Origin of the sequence: Bradyrhizobium sp. LCT2 (assembly GCF_009931255.1) — a bacterium.
Taxonomy (GTDB): domain Bacteria; phylum Pseudomonadota; class Alphaproteobacteria; order Rhizobiales; family Xanthobacteraceae; genus Bradyrhizobium; species Bradyrhizobium diazoefficiens.
Genome location: NZ_CP034432.1, coordinates 4,784,079 through 4,804,920, shown reverse-complemented (window position 1 = coordinate 4,804,920; position 20,842 = coordinate 4,784,079). Strand labels below are relative to the sequence as shown.

Genomic DNA, 20,842 nt, shown 5'->3' with positions numbered 1-20,842 from the left:
CCTAGAACAGCGACTTTGCGGCGGCGGAGGCGACGCTCACCACCGGGCCCGCGAACAGCGCGAACAGGATGTTGAACAGGCCCGCGACCGCCAGCACCGTCTTCACCTCGACGCGCACCGGGTCGACCTGGCCGGCCGGCTCGTCGAAATACATCGTCTTGACGATGGCGAGATAGTAGTAGGCGCCCACCACGCTGGAGAGCACGCCGATCACGGCGAGCGTGAACAGGTTCGCCTTGATGGCCGCGACGAAGACGTACCATTTGGCGAAGAAGCCGGCGAGCGGCGGAATGCCGGCGAGCGAGAACAGCAGCATCGCGAACATGAAGGCGAGCAGCGGATTGGTACGCGAGAGACCGGCGAAATCGCTGATCTGCTCCACGGCCTGGCCGTTGCGCTTCATGGCGAGGATGATCGAGAACGAGCCGAGCGTCATCGCGACATAGATCACGATGTACATCAGGACGCCCTGTGCACCCTCGACGGTGCCGGAGGCAAGGCCGACCAGGGCAAAGCCCATGTGGCCGATCGAGGAATAGGCCATCAGGCGCTTGATGTTGCTCTGGCCGATCGCGGCGAAGGAGCCGAGCGCCATCGAGGCGATCGCCACGAACACCAGGATCTGCTGCCACTGCGAGACGATGCCCGGGAAAGCGGTGAGCGTGACACGGGTGAAGACGGCGAGCGCGGCCACCTTCGGCGCCGAGGCGAAGAAGGCGGTGACCGGCGTCGGGGCGCCCTCGTAGACGTCGGGCGTCCACATGTGGAACGGCACGGCCGAGACCTTGAAGCAGAGCCCGGCGAGCAGGAAGACGAGACCGAAGACGAGGCCGACATTCGCGGTCGTCGCGGTTGCCGCGATGCCGGTGAAGCTGACCGTGCCGGTGAAGCCATAGACCAGCGAGGAGCCGTAGAGCAGCATGCCCGAGGACAGCGCGCCGAGCACGAAGTACTTCAAGCCGGCTTCGGTCGACTTGGCGTTGTCGCGGTTCGAGCTCGCCACGACGTAGAGCGCCAGCGACATCAATTCGAGGCCGAGATAGAGCGAGATCAGATCGCCGGCCGAGATCAGCACCATCATGCCGAGGGTCGAGAGCAGTACCAGGATGGCGTATTCGAAGATGCGGCGCGACGGGTCGGACAGGAACTCGGTCGACAGCACCAGCGTCACCGCCGAGCCGATCAGGGCCAGGATCTTCATGAAGCGGGCGAAGTCGTCGACGATGAAGCTGCCGCCGAAGGTCACCTGCTTGCCCGCGGGCAGCATGTATTCGAGCACGCCGACCACGATCAGGAGCAGGATCGCCAGCGTCGTGACCGTCTTTGTGGTCTCCTGCCCGCGATACGCGCCGAGCATCAGAAGCGCCATGGCGCCGACCGCGAGCACGAGCTCGGGCAGCACCGGCGCCAGTTGATAACCTGCAGTCTCAAAGCTCATGGCGATATCCTGACCTGCCCGATCAATGGAGCAGTGCGGCGGCCTTCACGGCCGTCACAGCGGTGTTGTAATTGTTGACGAGTTGCTGGACCGAGGCCTCCGACATGTCGAGCACCGGCTTCGGATAGACGCCGAACAGGATCGTCAGCGCGATCAGCGGGAACAACGTCAGGCACTCCCGGAAGGTGAGATCCTTGATCGTCATCAGCGACGGCTTGACCAGCGTCCCGAACACGACCTTGCGGTAGAGCCAGAGCGCGTAGCACGCCGACAGGATCACGCCGGTCGAAGCGAAGAACGCGGTCGGGATTGAGGTCTTGAAGGTGCCGAGCAGCGTCATGAACTCGCCGACGAAGCCGGACGTGCCGGGCAGACCGACATTGGCCATGGTGAAGACCATGAAGGTCAGCGCGTAGAGCGGCATCCGGTTGACGAGGCCGCCATAGGCCGCGATCTCGCGGGTGTGCATGCGGTCGTAGACGATGCCGACGCAGAGGAACAGCGCGCCGGAGACGATGCCGTGCGAGATCATCTGGAACACGCCACCGGCGACGCCCTGCAAGGTGCCGGCGAAGATGCCCATGGTGACGAAGCCCATATGCGCCACTGAAGAGTACGCGATCAGCTTCTTCATGTCCTCCTGCATCAGCGCCACCAGCGAGGTGTATATGATGGCGATGACCGAGAGCGTGAAGATCAGCGGCGCGAAGTCGTGCGACGCGAGGGGGAACATCGGCAGCGAGAATCGCAGGAAGCCGTAGCCGCCCAACTTCAAGAGGATCGCGGCCAGGACCACCGAGCCGGCGGTCGGCGCCTCGACATGCGCATCGGGCAACCACGTGTGCACCGGCCACATCGGCATCTTCACCGCGAAGGATGCGAAGAAGGCGAGCCACGCCCAGGTCTGCAGCGACCGCGGCACGGCTGTGTGCATCAGGGTCGGGATGTCGGTGGTGGCGCCGTTCCAGTACAGCGCCATGATGGCGAGCAGCATCAGGACCGAGCCGAGCAGCGTGTAGAGGAAGAACTTGAACGACGCGTAGACCCGGCGCGGGCCGCCCCAGATGCCGATGATCAGGAACATCGGGATCAGGCCGCCTTCGAAGAACAGGTAGAACAGCACGAGATCGAGCGCGGCGAAGGTGCCGACCAAAAACGTTTCCAGGATCAGGAACGCCATCATGTATTCACGCACGCGGCTCGTGACCGATTTCCAGCTCGCGATGATGCAGATCGGCATCAACGCGGTGGTCAGGATCACGAAGGGCAGCGAAATGCCGTCCACGCCCATGTGGTAGGTGATGCCGGTGGCGAGCCAGTTCGCCTTCTCGACGAACTGGAAGTCCGCATTCGAAGGATCGAAGCGCATGACCAGGATCACCGACACAGCGAAGGTGATCAGCGTGGTCCACAGGGCGATCCAGCGCGAGTTGCGCCGCGCCGCCTCGTCGTCGCCGCGGGTGAGATAGACGATCAGCGCGCCGACCAGCGGCAGGAACGTGGTGACCGATAGAATGGGCCAGGTCGTCATTTACTGGCCTCCAAAGCCGAACATGAACCAAGTGATCAGGCCGGCGACGCCGATCAGCATGGCGAATGCATAGTGATAGAGATAGCCGGTCTGGATCTTCACGACGTTGCGGGTGACGTCCAGCACGCGGGCCGAGACGCCGTCGGGACCGAGGCCGTCGATGATGAAGCCGTCGCCCTTCTTCCAGAGCTGGTAGCCGATCCACTTCGCCGGACGGACGAAGATGACCTCGTACAGCTCGTCGAAGTACCATTTGTTGAGCAGAAACTGGTACAGCATCGGCTGCGTGTTCGCGAGCTCGACCGGCAGATACGGCCGGCGGATGTAGAACAGGTACGAGACCAGGAAGCCCAGCACCATCATCACCGTCGGCAGCAAGGCGATGGTCTCGGGGATGTGGTGCATCTCCTCGATGATGTGCGGGTTCATCTTCACGGACTCGCGGAAGAACTCCTCGACGCCGTGACCGGCGAACAGCTCCTTGAACGGGAAGCCCGCGACGATCGAGCCGACCGCGAGCACGCCGATCGGGATCAGGATCCAGAGCGGGGCCTCATGCGCGGCTTCATAGTGATGCTCGTCATGCGGCTCGCCATGGAAGGTCTTGAAGATCAGGCGCCAGGAGTAGAACGAGGTCAGGCCGGCGGCGACGACCGTCATCAGGAAGCCGTAGATCGCGAACGGATTGTGCGAGGCGTAGGCCGATTCGATGATCGCATCCTTGGAGAAGTAGCCGGCAGTGAGCGGGAAGCCGGTCAGGGCCAGCGTGCCGACCACCATCACCGCGTAGGTGTAGGGGATCTTCTTCCAGAGGCCGCCCATATTGCGGATGTCCTGCTCGTGGTGCATCGCGTAGATCACCGAGCCGGAGCCCAAGAACAGCAGTGCCTTGAAGAAGGCGTGCGTGAACAGGTGGAACATGCCGACCGAATAGGCCCCTGCTCCCATCGCCACGAACATGTAGCCGAGCTGCGAACAGGTCGAGTAGGCAACGATGCGCTTGATGTCGTTCTGGACGAGGCCGATGGTCGCGGCGAAGAACGCCGTGGTGGCGCCGAAGAACATCACGACGGCCTGCGCGTTCGGGGCGAGCTCGAACAGCGGCGACAGGCGTGCCACCATGAACACGCCGGCGGTGACCATGGTCGCGGCGTGGATCAGCGCGGAGACCGGGGTCGGGCCTTCCATCGCGTCCGGCAACCAGGTGTGCAGCAGGAACTGCGCCGACTTGCCCATCGCGCCCATGAACAGCAGGAGGCAGGTCAGGGTCAGCGCATCGGCGTGCCAGCCGAGGAAGTTGATGGTCTTGCCGGTGAGGCCGGGCGCGGCGTGGAAGATCGTCTCGAAATCGGTCGAGCCGACCAGCATGAAGATCGCGAAGATGCCGAGTGCGAAGCCGAAGTCGCCGACGCGGTTGACCACGAAGGCCTTGATGGCGGCGGCGTTCGCCGACGGCTTCTGGTACCAGAACCCGATCAGCAGGTAGCTGGCGAGACCCACGCCCTCCCAGCCGAAGAACAGCTGCACGAGGTTGTCCGCCGTCACCAGCATCAGCATGGCGAAGGTGAACAGCGAGAGATAGCCGAAGAAGCGCGGCCGGTACGGATCCTCGTCCATATAGCCGATGGAATAGAGGTGCACGAGCGAGGACACGGTCGTCACCACCACCAGCATCACGGCGGTGAGCGTGTCGACCCGCAGCGTCCAGTAGACCTGGAGGTCGCCGGAGAGGATCCACGGCAACAGCGGGATCCGCATGTCGTGGTGCATGAAGCCGACATCGACCAGCGTCATCCAGGACAGCACCGCCGACACGAACAGCAGTCCCGTCGTGATCAGCTCCGCCGCGCGCGAGCCCGCCGCTGCAGGCTCGACCGGTCCGTGGTCATCGTGAGCGTGATCGTCGTGGCCATGGTCGTCATGGGCCGCGGACGCATGCGCATCGCCGTGACCGTGGTCGCCGTGATGCTCGACCTCGTCGCCTGAGGGGTTGCGGGCATGAGCGCCGAACAGCGCAATCAGGCCGGCCAAGATGGCGCCCAGGAGCGGCAGGAATACGATTGCCTGAACCATGACTTACTCTTTCCGCATGATCTGGTCGGAAAACCGGTGTCCACTTTTCCGGATCATGCGCTCAGCCCTTCATCAGATTGACGTCCTCAACCGCGATTGAGCCGCGGTTGCGGAAATAGACCACCAGGATGGCGAGACCGATCGCGGCTTCAGCAGCAGCGACCGTCAGCACCAGAAGCGCGAAGACCTGGCCGACGATATCGCCGAGGAAGGTCGAGAACGCCACGAGATTGATGTTGACCGAGAGCAGGATCAGCTCGATCGACATCAGGATGACGATGATGTTCTTGCGGTTCAGGAAGATGCCGAGGATCCCGAGCGTGAACAGGATCGCGCCGACCGCCAGGTAGTGTCCGAGCCCGATCGTCATTTCACCCACTCCGCCGCATCGGCATCCGAGAGCCCCTGCCCCGGCGCCACCTTGCGCATCGCCATCGCCATGTCGGGCGTGCGCGCGTTCTGAACGTTGATGTCCTGCCGCTTCACGCTCGCCTTGTGGCGCAGCGTCAGCACGATGGCACCGATCATGGCGACCAACAGCACCATGCCCGCGAGCTGGAAGTAGTAGACGTACTTCGTATAGAGCACGAGGCCGAGCGCCTCGGTGTTGGACACGTTGGTCGGGATCGCCGCTGTGATCGTCTTGGAGACGCCGGGGTTGATGACCCAGAAGCCGACGGTGAGCAGCAGCTCGAACAGGAAGATGCCGCCGATGACGAGGCCGACCGGCAGGTACTCGATGAAGCCCTCGCGCAGCTCGAGGAAGTCGACGTCGAGCATCATGATCACGAACAGGAACAGCACCGCGACCGCGCCGACATAGACGACGATCAGCATCATGCCGAGGAACTCGGCGCCCATCAGCACGAACAGGCCGGAGGCGTTGACGAAGGCCAGGATCAGGTACAGCACGGAGTGCACGGGATTGCGCGAGACAATCACCATCACCGCCGAGGCGACGCAGACGCCGGCGAAGAGATAGAAGAACAGCGCGGGAAGGATCATTGGACATTCCCCGTCATTCCGGGGCGCGGGCAAAGCCCGCGAACCCGGAATCTAGAGGTTGTGGCGCGAGATTCCGGGTTCGCGCTTTGCGCGCCCCGGAATGACGAGGAGGTGGCGGGAAGGATCATGCTCTCATCTCACCGGTACGGCGCATCGAGCTCGATCGCTTTCGCGATCTCGCGTTCCCAGCGGTCGCCGTTGGCGAGCAGCTTGGCCTTGTCATAGAACAGTTCCTCGCGGGTCTCGGTCGCGAACTCGAAGTTCGGACCTTCGACGATGGCGTCGACCGGACAGGCCTCCTGGCAGAGGCCGCAATAGATGCACTTCACCATGTCGATGTCGTAGCGCACGGTGCGGCGGGTGCCGTCGTTGCGGCGCGGACCGGCCTCGATGGTGATGGCCTGGGCCGGGCACACGGCCTCGCACAGCTTGCAGGCGATGCAGCGTTCCTCGCCGTTGGGATAGCGGCGCAGCGCGTGCTCGCCGCGGAAGCGCGGCGAGATCGGGCCCTTCTCGAACGGATAGTTCAGCGTCGGCTTCGGCTGGAAGAAATAACGCATGGCGAGGAAGAACGCCGAGACGAATTCCGACAGCAGAAGCGAGCGTGCAGTGGCGTTGATGTTGATACCCATGACGGCCCTCACTTCGGCGCGATGCCGGCGAAGTGCAGCACACCGGCCACCACGATCACCATCGCCAGCGACAGCGGCAGGAACACCTTCCAGCCGAGGCGCATCAGTTGATCGTAGCGGTAGCGGGGCACGATCGCCTTCGCCATCGCGAACAGGAAGAACATGAAGAAGACTTTGAGCGAGAACCAGATGATCCCCGGCACCCAGTTGAAGGGCGGCAGGTCCACCGGCGGCAGCCAGCCTCCGAGGAACAGGATCGTCGCCATCGCGCACATCGTGACGATCGCGACGTACTCGCCGAGCATGAACAGCAAATACGGCGTCGAGCCGTACTCGACCATGAAGCCGGCGACGAGCTCGGATTCGGCTTCGACGAGGTCGAACGGCGGACGGTTGGTTTCCGCCAGCGCCGAGACGTAGAACACCACGAACATCGGGAACAGCGGCCAGACGTACCAGTTCAGGATGGTGAGCTGCGGCAGCCCGATCAGGCTGGCGAGGCCGCGGACATGCTGCGCTTCGACCACGGCCGACAGGTTCAGCGTGCCGGCGCAGAGCAGCACCGTGATGATGACGAAGCCGATCGAGACCTCGTAGGACACCATCTGCGCGGCCGAGCGCAGCGCGGCCAGAAACGGATACTTCGAGTTCGACGACCAGCCGGCCATGATGATGCCGTAGATCGACAGCGACGAGATCGCGAAGATGAAGAGGATGCCGACATTGATGTCGGAGATCACCCAGCCGAGATTGGTCGGGATCACCGCCCAGGCGGCAAGCGCGAGCACGCATGAGACCAAGGGAGCAAGGAGAAACACGCCTTTGTTGGCGCCTGCCGGGATGATCGGCTCCTTCAGCACGAACTTCAGAAGGTCGGCGAAGGACTGCAGCAGGCCCCAGGGGCCGACCACGTTCGGGCCGCGGCGGATCTGCACCGCCGCCCAGATCTTGCGGTCGGCGAGCAGGATATAGGCGATCGCGACCAGCAGGACGACGAGCACCAAGACGCTCTCCGCGACCATGATGATCAGCGGCCAGAGGAAACCGGTCCAGAATGCGCTTTCGAAGAATTCCATCAGATCACGCTCACTCCGCTGCGGTCAGCATCTGCCCGGAGGCAAGCCGCGAGCACTCCGCCATCACGGCGGACGCACGCGCGATTGGGTTGGTCAAATAGAAGTCGTCGACCAGGGGCTTGAACGGCGCCTTCTCGGGCGAACCGCCCTTGCCCGCCAGCCTCTTGATCTGGTCGGCGCTGCCTGCCTCGATATGGTCGAGCCGGATCAGATGCGGCACCGCCTTGAAGATCGCCTGGCGCAGCGCGGCAAGCGAGTCGTAGCCCAGCTTCTTGCCGAGCGCTTCCGACAGCGCGCGGACGATCGCCCAGTCCTCGCGGGCTTCGCCCGGCGGGAACGCGGCGCGGCCGGTCATCTGCACACGGCCTTCGGTGTTGACGTAGATCGCGGACTTCTCGGTGTAGGCGGCTGCCGGCAGGATCACGTCGGCGCGGTGCGCGCCGCGGTCGCCATGGGTGCCGATATAGACGACGAAGGTGCCGTCCGGCGCCTTGATCTCGTCGGCGCCGAGCAGGAACAGCAGGTCGAGCGTGCCGAAGGTCGTCATCTGCGCGGCGTTCAGGCCACCGGCCGCGGCGGAGAAGCCGATGTCGAGCGCGCCGACGCGCGAGGCGGTCTCGTGCAGCACGCCGAAACCGTTCCAGCCGTCCTTGACCGCGCCGACATCCATCGCGAGCTTGGCGGCGGCGGCCAGAATGGCGGCGCCGTCGTGACGCGAGGCTGCGCCCGCGCCGACCAGGATGATCGGGTTCTTGGCGTTCTTCAGCACGTCCATGAAGGAGTGCTTGCCGGCCGCGAGCTCGCCGAGCGTCTCGGTGCCTGCGCCGAGATGATCGTAGTCATAGGTCAGGTCGGCCTTGGCGCCGATCACGCCGACCTTGAAGCCGCCGGAGCGCCAGCGCTTGCGGATGCGGGCGTTGAACACGGCCGCCTCCTTGCGCGGATTGGCGCCGATGATGAGCAGCGCATCCGCCTGCTCGACACCGACAAGCGTCGGATTGAAGATGTAGGAGCCGCGACCGAGCGCCGGATCGAACGCGTCGCCGCCCTGCACCGCGAGGTTGCTCGAGCCGTATTTGGCGAGCAGGTCCTTCAGCGCGAACATCTCCTCGACGCCGGCGAGGTCGCCGGCGATCGCGCCGATGCGCTTGCCGTCGCTGCGCGCCGCTTTCGCAGCGATCGCGGCAAAGGCCTCGGGCCAGCTCGCCGCGCGCAGCTTGCCGGCTTCGCGGATATAGGGCCGGTCGAGGCGCTGGGTGCGCAGGCCGTCGACGACGTGCCGGGTCTTGTCGGAGATCCACTCCTCGTTCACGGCCTCGTTGATGCGCGGCAGCACGCGCATCACCTCGCGGCCGCGGGTGTCGACGCGGATCGCCGATCCGACACCGTCCATGACGTCGATCGACTGCGTCTTGCCGAGCTCCCACGGACGGGCCGCAAAGGCATAGGGCTTCGAGGTCAGCGCGCCGACCGGGCAGATGTCGACGAGGTTACCCTGCAATTCGGACGTCAGCGCGTGCTGGAGATAGGTCGTGATCTCCATGTCCTCGCCGCGGCCGGTGGCGCCCATCTCAGGCGCGCCGGCGACTTCCGCCGAGAAGCGGACGCAGCGCGTGCACTGGATGCAGCGGTTCATCGAGGTCTTGACCAGCGCGCCGAGATATTTGTCCTCGACCGCGCGCTTGTTCTCGGCGAAGCGGCTGGTGTCGACACCATAGCCCATCGCCTGGTCCTGCAGGTCGCACTCGCCGCCCTGGTCGCAGATCGGGCAGTCCAGCGGATGGTTGATGAGAAGGAATTCCATCACGCCTTCGCGTGCCTTCTTCACCATCGGCGAACGGGTGGAGATTTCCGGCGGCTCGCCCTTGGGGCCCGGACGGCAATCGCGCACGCCCCAGGCGCAGCTCGCGACCGGCTTCGGGCCGCCCTTCACTTCGACGAGGCACATCCGGCAATTGCCGGCGATCGACAGCCGCTCGTGATAGCAGAAGCGCGGAATCTCGGCGCCAGCCGCCTCGCACGCCTGAAGCAGCGTGTACTCGGCCGGAACATCGATCTCTTTGCCGTCGATGATGAGCTTGGTCATGTCTCTTACTCCGCCGCGACCATGTTCACGGGATCGCGGACGCCGATATCGTCGATGTCGGACTTATGCGAATACTGGTCGATGCGCGCTTCGATCTCATGACGGAAATGCGCGATCAGGCCCTGGATCGGCCAGGCGGCTGCGTCGCCGAGCGCGCAGATGGTGTGGCCTTCGACCTGCTTGGTGACCTCCAGCAGCATGTCGATCTCGCGCTTGTGGGCGCGGCCTTCGGCCATGCGGGTCAGGACGCGCCACATCCACCCCGTGCCCTCGCGGCACGGCGTGCACTGGCCGCAGCTCTCGTGCTTGTAAAAGTACGAGATGCGAGCGATGGCGCGGATCAAATCGGTGGACTTGTCCATAACGATCACGGCCGCGGTGCCGAGACCCGAGCGCAGCTTGCTCAAGCTGTCGAAATCCATCGGCGTATCGATGATCTGCTCGGCCGGCACCATGCGCACCGACGAGCCGCCGGGGATCACGGCCTTGAGGTTGTCCCAGCCGCCGCGGATGCCGCCGCAATGCTTCTCGATCAGCTCACGGAACGGAATGCCCATGGCCTCTTCGACGTTGCAGGGCCGCTCGACATGGCCGGAGATGCAGAACAGCTTGGTGCCGACATTGTTCGGACGGCCGATGCCGGCGAACCACGCCGCGCCACGGCGCAGGATATCCGGCGCCACCGCGATCGACTCGACGTTGTTGACGGTGGTCGGGCAGCCGAACAGGCCGACATTCGCCGGGAACGGCGGCTTCAGCCGCGGCTGGCCCTTCTTGCCCTCGAGGCTTTCGAGCAGCGCGGTCTCCTCGCCGCAGATATAGGCGCCGGCGCCGTGCGCGACGTAGATGTCGAACGGCCAGCCGTTGACATTGTCCTTGCCGACCAGCTTGGCCTCATAGGCCTGGTCGATCGCGGCCTGGAGGTGCTCGCGTTCGCGGATGAACTCGCCGCGGACATAGATGTAGCAGGCATGCGCGTTCATTGCGCAGCTGGCGATCAGGCAGCCCTCGATCAGGAGATGCGGGTCGTGCCGCATGATCTCGCGATCCTTGCAGGTGCCGGGCTCGGATTCGTCGGCGTTGACGACGAGATAGCTCGGCCGGCCGTCGGTCGATTCCTTCGGCATGAAGGACCATTTCAGGCCGGTCGGGAAGCCGGCGCCGCCGCGGCCGCGCAGGCCCGAGGCCTTCATCTCGTTGATGATCCAGTCGCGGCCCTTGTCGATGATGTTCTTCGTACCATCCCAGGCGCCGCGGCGCCGCGCACCCTCGAGCCCCCAGTCATGGAGGCCGTAGAGGTTCTTGAAGATGCGGTCCTTGTCCTCGAGCATATCAGTGCTTTCCGATCAACGATTGGACTGCTTGTAGGCAAGTCCGGCGGCGCAGACGGCGAAGGTCAGCGCCCAGAGCAGGCTGGATTCCAGCGACGCGTTCAGGCTGAAACGCTGCAGCAGGAAGATGAAAATGGCCGCCACGGCGGCATGCATCGCGATGAAGCCCCACTTCTTCATGGCACCGCTCCCCTCCACTGCCGGCGACGAGAGATCACGCATCAGGTGATCTCCTTCAGCGTGGTCGGCCCGGTGATCGGCGCCGAGAACTGGCGGCCGTTCTGCGGACCGGGCTTCGGCGGATTGCCGGAGGCAAAGCCGTCGAGCACCTTGCCAAAGCTTTCCTTGGTCAGGTCCTCATAGGTGTCCTTGCCGATCAGCACCATCGGTGCATTGACGCAGGCGCCGAGACACTCGACCTCCTCCCAGCTGAAATTGCCGTCCTTGGAGAGATGGAAGGGCTCGTGATGGATGCGGTGCTCACAGACGTGGATCAGCTCCTCGGCGCCGCGCAGGCGGCATGGCGTGGTGCCGCAGACCTGGACGTGGGCCTTCTTGCCGACGGGGGCGAGCTGGAACATCGTGTAGAAGGTCGCGACCTCGAGCACGCGGATATAGGGCATGTCGAGCATGTCGGCGATGACGCGGATGGCGGCTTCCGACACCCAGCCGTCGTGCTGCTCCTGCGCGCGCCAGAGGATCGCGATGACCGCGGAGGCCTGGCGCCCGGCCGGATATTTCGCGATCTGCTGCTTGGCGAACGCAAGGTTCTCCTCCGTGAACGCAAAGCTCGCGGGCTGGACTTCCTTCGGTGCTAATCGGCGGACGGACATCTCTTATCTCTCACTGCATGCGGCGCGCGGTGTTGGCACTCAGGGTCTTGGCATTCAGGGACTTGGCATTCAGGGCATCGATCCTGTCCTGCCAGAATGCGCTTGCGGTGCCGAAAACGTTGTAGCCGACGTGGGTCGAGACCTTGATGCGGTCGAGGATCGACAGCTCCTTCACGGTCTCCATCCGGTTGCTGCGCGGATCGAACACGATCAGCGTCAGCGGGGTCTGTTCGAGGATAAAGCGCGACACCGCGTGGCTGCGGTCGCTGCCGTGCTCCTCGCACATGATGACGCTGTCGGTCTCAAGCAGCCGGGCGCCGCCCTTGATCGCCTCGATCTCGACACCCTCGACGTCGAGCTTGATCAGGTACTTGCCGCTGGCCTCGACCTTGCCGTCGTCGATCAGATTGTCGAGCGCGATCACGGGCACGTCCTCGCCACCCGCCGACGGATCGCCGGCGATGCTGAAGGCTTCGTGCTTCGTGCCGGACAGCCGCGCAGTACCGCGGGCAGCGCCGATCGCGCATTTCATGGTTTCGAAGCGGCCACCGTTGATGCGGGCGTTGTTGGCAAGCTTCGGATAGTTCTGGCCCGACGGCTCGATCGCGATCGCCTTGTGCGAGCCGAACGGCCTGCTCGACACCAGCACCGACCAGTAGCCGTAGTTGGCGCCGCAATCGAGCAGCGTGTAGTCGACGTCGATGGAGTCGGCGAACAGGAGCTCCAGCTCGTCCTCATAGATATAGGAACGGTTGAGCAGCTTGCTCCAATAGCCGTCGCCATACGGGAATTCGAACACGGCGTCGGGATTGAGCTTGATCGCGATATTGCGCTCGGGCAGCGTTTTCCGCAGCAGGTTCGCGCAGGCGATATAGCCCATATGCGAGAAGTGCGACGAGATCTTCGAGCCCGTCACCAGCGCCAAGGCAGCCGTCCGCTCCCACAGGTTGGCCCCTTCAAGGGCCCCCGAGGCGCGGTCAAACTGGATTGGCGCCTGCGCCATCACCGATCGACCTCTCCGAACACGATGTCGAGCGAACCCAGGATCGCCGAGACGTCGGCGAGCAGATGGCCGCGGCAGATGTGGTCCATGGCCTGGAGATGGGCGAAGCCCGGCGCGCGGATCTTGCACTTGTAGGGCTTGTTGGTGCCGTCGGCGACGAGATAGACGCCGAACTCGCCCTTGGGCGCCTCGACCGCGGCATAGACCTCGCCGGCCGGCACGTGAACGCCCTCGGTGTAGAGCTTGAAGTGGTGGATCAGCGCTTCCATCGAGCGCTTCATCTCGCCACGGCGCGGCGGCGCGACCTTGTTGTCCTCGACGACGACGGGGCCCTTGCCCTCAGGCGCGTTCAGCTTCTGGATGCACTGCCTCATGATGCGCACGGACTGGCGCATCTCTTCCATGCGGATCAGGTAGCGGTCGTAGCAGTCGCCGTTCTTGCCGATCGGAATGTCGAAATCCATCTCGGCGTAGCACTCATAGGGCTGCGACTTGCGCAGGTCCCAGGCCGCGCCGGAGCCGCGCACCATCACGCCCGAGAAACCCCACTCCCAGGCTTCCTTGAGCGGCACCACGCCGATATCGACATTGCGCTGCTTGAAGATGCGGTTGGCGGTGAGCAGGCGGTCGAGGTCGTCCACTACCTTGAGGAACGGATCGCACCAGGCCTCGATGTCGTCGACCAGCTTCTGCGGCAGGTCCTGATGCACGCCGCCGACGCGGAAGAAGGCCGCATGCATGCGGCTGCCCGAGGCGCGCTCGTAGAACACCATCAGCTTCTCGCGCTCTTCGAAACCCCACAGCGGCGGGGTCAGCGCGCCGACGTCCATCGCCTGCGTGGTGACGTTGAGCAGATGCGACAGGATGCGGCCGATCTCGCAATAGAGCACGCGGATCAGCTGGCCGCGGCGCGGCACCTCGATGCCGAGCAGCTTTTCCGCGGCGAGGCAGAAGGCGTGCTCCTGGTTCATCGGCGCGACGTAATCGAGGCGGTCGAAATACGGGATCGCCTGGAGATAGGTCTTCTGCTCGATCAGCTTCTCGGTGCCGCGGTGAAGCAGGCCGATATGCGGGTCGACGCGCGCGACGATTTCGCCGTCCAATTCGAGCACGAGTCGCAACACACCGTGGGCCGCCGGATGCTGCGGCCCAAAGTTGATGGTGAAGTTGCGGAGATTTTCAGGTTGCTCGTTCATGATCAGGCCTTCGGTCCCGCCTTCTCGTCACCGGGAAGCGGATAGTCCGCCCCTTCCCACGGCGAGAGGAAATCGAACTTGCGGAATTCCTGGTTGAGCCTGACAGGCTCGTACACCACCCGCTTCTCCTGGTCGTCGTAGCGGACCTCGACGAAGCCGGTGGTCGGGAAATCCTTGCGCAGCGGATGGCCCTCGAAACCGTAGTCGGTGAGGATGCGGCGCATGTCGGGATGGCCGACGAAGAACACGCCATAGAGGTCGTAGGCCTCGCGCTCGAACCAGTCGGCGCCGGGGAACACGTCGATCAGCGACGGCACCTGCGTGGTCTCGTCGGCCTGGGCCTTGAGCCGGATCCGCGCGTTCAGGGTCGGCGACATCAGATGGTAGACGACGTCGAAGCGCTTCTCGCGCGACGGGTAGTCCACCGCCGTGATGTCGGTGAAGTTGACGAAGCGGCAGTTCGGGTCGTCGCGGAGGTACTTGACCACCTCGACGATCCTGGCGGCCTCGACATCCACCGTGAGCTGGTTGAAGGCCACCGAATGACCAGTAGCCGCGCCCGGAAGCGCGCTAACGATCGTTTGCCCAAGGGCGTCGAGCTTGCCATCGTCCATGACGTAAAACCTTAGCGTTCGATGGTGCCGGTGCGCCGGATCTTCTTCTGAAGCAGCAGCACGCCGTAGAGCAGCGCTTCCGCCGTGGGCGGGCAGCCCGGCACATAGATGTCGATCGGCACGATGCGGTCACAGCCGCGCACGACCGAATAGGAATAGTGATAGTAGCCGCCGCCATTGGCGCACGACCCCATCGAGATGACGTAGCGCGGCTCGGGCATCTGGTCGTAGACCTTGCGCAGCGCCGGCGCCATCTTGTTGGTGAGCGTGCCCGCGACGATCATCACGTCGGACTGCCGCGGCGAGGCACGCGGCGCGAAGCCGAAACGCTCGACGTCGTAGCGCGGCATCGACACCTGCATCATCTCGACCGCGCAGCAGGCGAGACCGAAGGTCATCCACATCAGCGAGCCGGTGCGCGCCCAGGTGATGAGGTCGTCGGTCGCGGCGACGAAGAAACCCTTGTCGGACAGCTCCGAATTGACCTCGAGGAAGAACGGATCGTTGGCCCCGACCGGCTTGCCGGTCGACGGATCCAGAATGCCCTTGGGGGCCGGCGCGAGAACCGGACCTGTGGACGGTGCTGGGTTCAATCCCATTCCAGTGCCCCTTTCTTCCATTCATAGGCGAACCCGACCGTCAGCACGGCGAGGAACACCACCATGGACCAGAAGCCGGTCGCGCCAAGCTTGCCGAACGCCACCGCCCAGGGAAACAGGAACGCCACCTCGAGATCGAAGATGATGAAGAGGATGGCGACCAGGTAGAAGCGGACGTCGAATTTCATGCGGGCGTCGTCGAAGGCGTTGAAACCGCACTCATACGCCGACAGCTTTTCGGGGTCCGGCTGCTGGAACGCCACGATGAAAGGCGCGATCAGCAGCACGAGGCCGATGAGGCCCGCTACCCCTATGAAGACGACGAGTGGAAGATAGTTCTGTAGAATGCCGCTCATTGGCGAGCCCTTTTTCCCGCGACGTCGGGGGAGCCGCGGATTCGTCCCGATTTGGAATTATTCTGAGCCTTAGCGCAGTGCACCAATGGGCGCAAGACACGCTCTTTTTAGGCCCTTTGCCGCCCCCAGAACGGAGAAAATCCCGGAATCACCCCGCGGCTGGTATGGAGCAGATCGCCAAGCCCAGCAAGGGTGACCGCAGCTTTGTGCGGCGGCCGTTCCGAGATTGCGGTGCACAGACCAAGGCAGTGCTGGCCGCATGGCATCCGGTCAAAATGCCCGGGTTTTCTGTGCGGCAGCGCACCCGGACCCAGGCAATGACCGTCGCGGAGGCCCTTACCGTCACCCACGCGACATAGTGCTGGCGGCCGCGGCGGCAAGAGGACAGGTGCAGCAAGGACACGTATCCACAGGCGCGGATGGTCGGACGAGCCATGCATCGCGACGGGACCGGGGCTCGTCTGGCGAATGCGTCGGCGCAGAACCCGCCTCGGATCGACCGCGAGCGCGGCGTCGGCGACTTGCAGGACCGTCGCACGCGCCGCGCTCGCATGAGCCCCGGGCCGGGGGGCATAGCCCGGGAGCTCATCGATCTCCCGCTGGAAGATCAGCGGTCGTCCGGTCAGCAGAACAAGGCCATGGTCGAGCTCAGGCCGGTCGGGACCTCGACATGTGCAGCGTCAACATGCCGTGCGCTCGCCCGCCCTCACCACTTGTAGGAGACGCTGGCGGTCACACGCCGGCGATCGCCGTAGAAGCACGACGTGGCCGAGGCACAGCTCGCGACATAGATCTTGTCGGTCAGGTTGATCACGTTGAGTGCCGTGCGCCAGTTCTGCCATTCGTAGTGGAGCGCGAGGTCGCCGAGCACGACCGCGGGAACTTCGAGCGTGTTGGCGGTGTCGGCCCAGGAGGAGCCGATGTAGCGCACGCCGCCGCCGAAGCCGAAGCCCTCGAGCGGTCCGTCCCTAAAGGTGTAGTCCGCCCAGCCCGACACCAGCAGCTCCGGCGTGTTGGTCGGCGTCTTGCCGACCAGCGACGGATCGAGATCCTTGCTGTTGAACAGGTGATAAGCCGTGAAGGCGCCGATCAGCTTCAGCTCCTTGGTGGCGTTCGCTACCGCTTCGAGCTCGATGCCACGCGAGGTCACCTCGCCGGTCTGGTTCTGCAAGACCGGAACACTGCCCGGCAGTGTCGTCGCCACATTTTGACGGACCAGATCGAAGGCAGATACGGTGAAATAGCCGTCAAAGCCCTTCGGCGCGATCTTCACACCGATTTCGGCCTGCTTGCCGGTCTCCGGCAGGAACAGCTGGTTCTGTGCGTTGAGGCCGATGATCGGATTGTAGCTCGTCGAATAGGAGACGTAGGGCGCGATGCCGTTGTCGAAATTGTAGATCAGGCCGGCGCGCCCGCTGAACCTGCTGTCATCGCGGCTGCTGACCGTAGCCCCCGTGTCGCGGGCGTCTTGCGTGGTCGCGACCCAGTCATTGCGGCCGCTCAAGACCAGCGTAAAATTGCCGAGCTTCATCTGGTCCTGGATGTAGGTGCCGGCCTGCTTCTGCGTGATCTGGAAGTTGCGGAACGGCGTGGTCGGCAACGGGGTTTCCGCCTGACCGTAGACCGGATTGAAGATGTTGATCGAGGACACGCCGAACCCGAAGGCCTGATAGTCATCGATCTGATAACCCTTCAGGTCGACCCCGAACAGCATCGTGTGCTTCACCGGACCGGTGTCGAAGCGATATTCGAGCTGGTTGTCGAGATCGCCCTGGTTGGCGGTGTTCTTCGCATACCAATTGTAGCGGTTGAGCGTGGCGGTTGCCTGATTGCCGTAGTCGTTGCCGACATAGCCACGATAGGTCACGTCGACATGGGCAAACCGCGCATTCTGCCGGAATGTCAGATCGTCGGTGAGATTGCGCTCGAACTGGTAGCCGAGCATCTCCTGCTCGCGCGTGAACTTGTCGACGCTGGGATCGCCGGCAAAGAAGCTGGTCGGGATCTTGCCGAACGAGGCATTGGTGACCGTCCCGACATAGGGCAGGAAGTTGATGCCGCGGGTTTCCTGCCGGGAAGCGGATGCCAGCACCGTAAACGTCGTGTCGGCATCCGGCTTCCAGGTCACGGACGGTGCGATGAAGTAGTTGTTGTCGGGCGTGAAATTGACTTGCGTCGGGCCGTTCTGGACCTGGCCGACGACGCGGTAGAACAGCTTGCCGTTCTGCGCTTGCGTCGCGACCGGCCCGCCGACATCGAAGCCGACATAGGCGTTGCCGAAATTGTTGACGCCGGTCTCGACATAGCGGATCGGCTCGGCCGGCGGCAGCTTGCTGATGACGTTGACGATGCCGCTCGGGCTCGATCCGCCGTAGAGCACCGCTGACGGGCCGCGCAGCACCTCGACGCGCTCCATGTTCGGCGTCTGGAGCTTCCAGCTCGCATAGGACGTGTAGAACAGCTGCATGCCGTCGAGGAACAGCCCGACGTCGTCGGACTTGAAGCCGCGGATCAGCCACCAGTCGTTGCGCGTATCCGCGCCGAAGGTCCCTGCCCGCACGCCAGCGGTGTAGCGCAGCACCTCGTCGAGCTTGTTCGCCTTCTGGTCGCGGATCTGCTCCGCACTGATGACGGACACCGACTGCGGCGTCTCCATGATCGGCGTGTCGGTTTTGGTGCCTGACGAACTGCGGCCGGCGACGTAGCCGCGCACGGGGCCGCGCGGCGTCTCGACGAAGCCGGCGTTGCGCTGCGGCTGCGGTTTGCTTCTATTCGCTGCCTGCACTGACCGCCGCGGTGCGCTACGCACGGCCGACGCGGGTGCGCGGCGGCGCGCCTCCGGCGCCGTGACGGTCACCGACGGCAGGTTCTGAGCGCCACTCTGCATAGACGATTGTGCAAGCGATGCCTGCGGCACCAAGACCCAAGCGGATGCGGTCGCCAACACGGCCGACCGCAGCATTCCAAGACTGTTCAACGCGCCACCCCAAAGCTGCATGTTCGATGCGTCATGCCGTCGTGTCCCGACACGGCATGCGTTTGCAGTGACGCTTATGTGAGGGTGCGCGATTTCCCTAATTGAAAACTTCTTAGAGAGACTCTTAGAAGCGATCCAACATTTCCAGGGATTGCCGAGACATCAGCGCGAATTCTTTTCGGCCTCGAGCATCTCGGCGGCAATCGCCGTGAGCTGATCGACCTGGCGCAGCAGCGTGTCGAACTCGGCTTCGCTCAGCGATTCAAGCAGGCGCCGATTGCGGTCCTGCGCGCCTTCGACGATCACGTCATGCGCGGCGAGCCCCGCCGCGGTGAGCGAGACCAGCACCTCGCGACTGTCCTTCGGGTTGGCCGATTTCGCGATCAGCTTGCGCGAGACGAGTTCCGCAAGCGCGCGGCTGATCTGTCCCTTGTCCTGGCCGACCGCTTCGGCGAGCCGCGCGACGCTCATCGGCGGCCGCCGGCCGAGCGAGGCGACCAGACCGAACTCGACCGAGGACAATCCAGCGAGGCGCTTGTAGCGCAGGATGGCGCCGCGCTTGAGCAGATTGGCCAACACCATCAGCCGCGACGACAGCATCACGGTGATCGGCGCCGCCTCGCTCTCGCCCGCCTCGGGCGTCGTCCACCCATCCCTCGGTGTCTGGTTCATCGTTCACCTGTGCCAAGAAAGCGGTGACCTGCCAAGCCCAAGTCCGAAGCAAGTGCCGGGCTCAAGTCCCAAGCTTGAGGCAGGCCGCCTCCTACCTCATCCGAATGCGACCAAGCGGCACTTGGAAGATCGTTGACATTGTCATCGAATTATTTTTCACTGCTACAAAGGCACAAAAAAGGCCCGGCCAGCACGGCCCACAGCGGGAGGACCAGCATGACGATCACCCAGCGGGATCGCGATCTCGGCACGGCCTATGCGATGAAACCGGCGCAGACGCGCACCGAGCTAACCTCGGTCGTGCGCGGCACGCCAATGGGCGAACTGCTCCGCCGTTACTGGCACCCGGTCGGGCTCATCGGTGATGCCACCGACACCCCGAAGAAGGTGCGGGCGCTGGGCGAGGATCTGGTGCTATTCCGCGACAAGCATGGCCGTGCCGGCCTCTTGCACGCGCGATGCTGCCATCGCGGCACCACGCTCTATTATGGCAAGGTCGAGGAGGACGGCATCCGCTGCTGCTATCACGGCTGGAAGTTCGACACCGAGGGCCACTGCCTGGAGCAGCCCTGCGAGCCCGACGGCGGCCAGTTCAAGGACAAGGTGCGCCAGCCCTGGTACCCGGTCGAAGAGCGCTACGGACTGATCTTCGCCTATATGGGCCCGGCCGAGAAACGCCCGGTGCTGCCGCGCTATGAGTGCCTCGAAAACATGGACGACGGCGAGTTCGTCGAGGCCGACGATTCCTCGATCGGCGGCGGCGGACCGGCAGTCATTCCCTGCAACTGGCTGCAGCATTTCGAGAACGTGGTCGATCCCTATCACGTGCCGGTGCTGCACGGCTCGTTCTCGGGCCCGCAATTCACTGACATGATGGCCTCGATGCCGGAGGTGAAGTTCGACAAGACGCCGCGCGGGATCGCCGTGCGTTCGATCCGCAGGCAGGATGACGGCAAGGTGTTCTATCGCGTCACCGAAGCCACCCTCCCCACCTTGCGCGTCGTGCCCAATCCGCGCGTGGCGCAGTTCGCCCGCGTCGAGTCGATCGGCTGGACACTGCCGATCGACGACACCTCGTTCCGCATCTACGTTGCCGGTCGCGTCAGGACATCAGGCGACATCGGCCGGATGCGCTCGAAGTTCAACGGAAAATTCTGGTGGGACATGACCGAGGCCGAGCACCAGCAATTCCCTGGTGATTACGAAGCCCAGGTCGGCCAGGGCCCGGTGACCGTTCACTCCGAGGAGCATTTCGGCCAGAGTGACCGCGGCATCCTGATGATCCGGCGCATGCTGAGCGAGCAACTGGAGGCGATGGAGGCAGATCGCGACCCGATCGGCGTGTCGTTCGATGTGGGCGCGGCGCCGGTCGAATTCGAAGCGGGGAATTACATCCGCGACGCGTGAAGCTGCCAGCTCC

The 20,842-nt window shown here is 64.2% G+C and carries 20 protein-coding genes; 2 read left to right on the top strand and 18 right to left on the bottom strand.

The window, feature by feature from the left end; translation table 11 throughout:
* Position 1: 1 nt before the first annotated feature.
* From nuoN to EI171_RS23145, 16 genes are all read right to left on the bottom strand, one after another.
* The gene (gene nuoN, locus EI171_RS23220; protein ID WP_011087671.1) at positions 2-1,438 is read right to left on the bottom strand and encodes an NADH-quinone oxidoreductase subunit NuoN; all 1,437 of its coding nucleotides are present in this window, start codon (positions 1,436-1,438) and stop codon (positions 2-4) included.
* Between the two features lie 22 nt (positions 1,439-1,460).
* Positions 1,461-2,969 carry an NADH-quinone oxidoreductase subunit M gene (locus EI171_RS23215; protein ID WP_028171717.1) on the bottom strand — a complete coding sequence of 503 codons (1,509 nt, stop codon included), beginning with the start codon at positions 2,967-2,969 and terminating at the stop codon, positions 1,461-1,463.
* A complete protein-coding gene (nuoL, locus tag EI171_RS23210; RefSeq protein WP_161534773.1) occupies positions 2,970-5,042 on the bottom strand; it encodes an NADH-quinone oxidoreductase subunit L in 2,073 nt (690 codons plus the stop codon).
* 61 nt (positions 5,043-5,103) lie between these two features.
* Entirely contained in the window at positions 5,104-5,412 is a 309-nt protein-coding gene (nuoK, locus tag EI171_RS23205; protein ID WP_008547737.1) for an NADH-quinone oxidoreductase subunit NuoK, read from the bottom strand.
* Positions 5,409-6,047 (bottom strand): NADH-quinone oxidoreductase subunit J, encoded by a 639-nt coding sequence (locus EI171_RS23200; protein WP_060912423.1) that lies wholly within the window; start codon positions 6,045-6,047, stop codon positions 5,409-5,411. The genes nuoK and EI171_RS23200 overlap by 4 nt, the downstream gene beginning before the upstream one ends.
* 137 nt (positions 6,048-6,184) lie before the next feature.
* Positions 6,185-6,673, bottom strand: coding sequence for an NADH-quinone oxidoreductase subunit NuoI (gene nuoI / locus EI171_RS23195; protein ID WP_026232873.1), 489 nt, complete (start codon positions 6,671-6,673; stop codon positions 6,185-6,187).
* Between the two features lie 14 nt (positions 6,674-6,687).
* Positions 6,688-7,755 carry an NADH-quinone oxidoreductase subunit NuoH gene (nuoH, locus tag EI171_RS23190; protein ID WP_074076914.1) on the bottom strand — a complete coding sequence of 356 codons (1,068 nt, stop codon included), beginning with the start codon at positions 7,753-7,755 and terminating at the stop codon, positions 6,688-6,690.
* Between the two features lie 10 nt (positions 7,756-7,765).
* The gene (nuoG, locus tag EI171_RS23185; protein WP_161534772.1) at positions 7,766-9,841 is read right to left on the bottom strand and encodes an NADH-quinone oxidoreductase subunit NuoG; all 2,076 of its coding nucleotides are present in this window, start codon (positions 9,839-9,841) and stop codon (positions 7,766-7,768) included.
* A 5-nt stretch (positions 9,842-9,846) separates the two neighbouring features.
* Positions 9,847-11,172 (bottom strand): NADH-quinone oxidoreductase subunit NuoF, encoded by a 1,326-nt coding sequence (gene nuoF, locus EI171_RS23180; RefSeq protein ID WP_011087678.1) that lies wholly within the window; start codon positions 11,170-11,172, stop codon positions 9,847-9,849.
* A 15-nt stretch (positions 11,173-11,187) separates the two neighbouring features.
* The gene (locus EI171_RS23175; protein ID WP_011087679.1) at positions 11,188-11,394 is read right to left on the bottom strand and encodes a hypothetical protein; all 207 of its coding nucleotides are present in this window, start codon (positions 11,392-11,394) and stop codon (positions 11,188-11,190) included.
* Positions 11,394-12,005, bottom strand: coding sequence for an NADH-quinone oxidoreductase subunit NuoE (gene nuoE, locus EI171_RS23170; protein WP_140980588.1), 612 nt, complete (start codon positions 12,003-12,005; stop codon positions 11,394-11,396). Before nuoE ends, EI171_RS23175 begins: the two co-directional genes overlap by 1 nt.
* 10 nt (positions 12,006-12,015) lie before the next feature.
* Positions 12,016-13,008, bottom strand: coding sequence for an FkbM family methyltransferase (locus EI171_RS23165; protein ID WP_161534771.1), 993 nt, complete (start codon positions 13,006-13,008; stop codon positions 12,016-12,018).
* Positions 13,008-14,204: an NADH-quinone oxidoreductase subunit D gene (locus EI171_RS23160; RefSeq protein WP_011087682.1), complete on the bottom strand. Its 1,197-nt coding sequence runs from the start codon at positions 14,202-14,204 to the stop codon at positions 13,008-13,010. Before EI171_RS23160 ends, EI171_RS23165 begins: the two co-directional genes overlap by 1 nt.
* Before the next feature lie 2 nt (positions 14,205-14,206).
* A complete protein-coding gene (locus EI171_RS23155) occupies positions 14,207-14,818 on the bottom strand; it encodes an NADH-quinone oxidoreductase subunit C (RefSeq protein WP_060912426.1) in 612 nt (203 codons plus the stop codon).
* 11 nt (positions 14,819-14,829) lie between these two features.
* On the bottom strand, positions 14,830-15,411 hold the full coding sequence (locus EI171_RS23150) for an NADH-quinone oxidoreductase subunit B family protein (RefSeq protein WP_370140497.1): 582 nt from the start codon (positions 15,409-15,411) through the stop codon (positions 14,830-14,832).
* The gene (locus EI171_RS23145) at positions 15,408-15,773 is read right to left on the bottom strand and encodes an NADH-quinone oxidoreductase subunit A (RefSeq protein WP_008136158.1); all 366 of its coding nucleotides are present in this window, start codon (positions 15,771-15,773) and stop codon (positions 15,408-15,410) included. Before EI171_RS23145 ends, EI171_RS23150 begins: the two co-directional genes overlap by 4 nt.
* A gap of 164 nt (positions 15,774-15,937) precedes the next feature.
* Between EI171_RS23145 and EI171_RS23140 the strand changes: the two genes are divergently transcribed.
* On the top strand, positions 15,938-16,132 hold the full coding sequence (locus EI171_RS23140; protein ID WP_161534770.1) for a hypothetical protein: 195 nt from the start codon (positions 15,938-15,940) through the stop codon (positions 16,130-16,132).
* A 347-nt stretch (positions 16,133-16,479) separates the two neighbouring features.
* Here EI171_RS23140 and EI171_RS23135 read toward each other — a convergent pair whose 3' ends face one another.
* Together EI171_RS23135 and EI171_RS23130 are read right to left on the bottom strand one after the other, a co-directional pair.
* Positions 16,480-18,735 (bottom strand): TonB-dependent siderophore receptor, encoded by a 2,256-nt coding sequence (locus EI171_RS23135; protein ID WP_161534769.1) that lies wholly within the window; start codon positions 18,733-18,735, stop codon positions 16,480-16,482.
* 177 nt (positions 18,736-18,912) lie between these two features.
* Positions 18,913-19,422: a MarR family winged helix-turn-helix transcriptional regulator gene (locus EI171_RS23130; RefSeq protein WP_011087686.1), complete on the bottom strand. Its 510-nt coding sequence runs from the start codon at positions 19,420-19,422 to the stop codon at positions 18,913-18,915.
* Positions 19,423-19,638: 216 nt separating this feature from the next.
* On the opposite strand from EI171_RS23130, the gene EI171_RS23125 reads away from it, so the two are divergent.
* A complete protein-coding gene (locus EI171_RS23125; protein ID WP_161534768.1) occupies positions 19,639-20,829 on the top strand; it encodes an aromatic ring-hydroxylating dioxygenase subunit alpha in 1,191 nt (396 codons plus the stop codon).
* Positions 20,830-20,842: the final 13 nt, after the last annotated feature.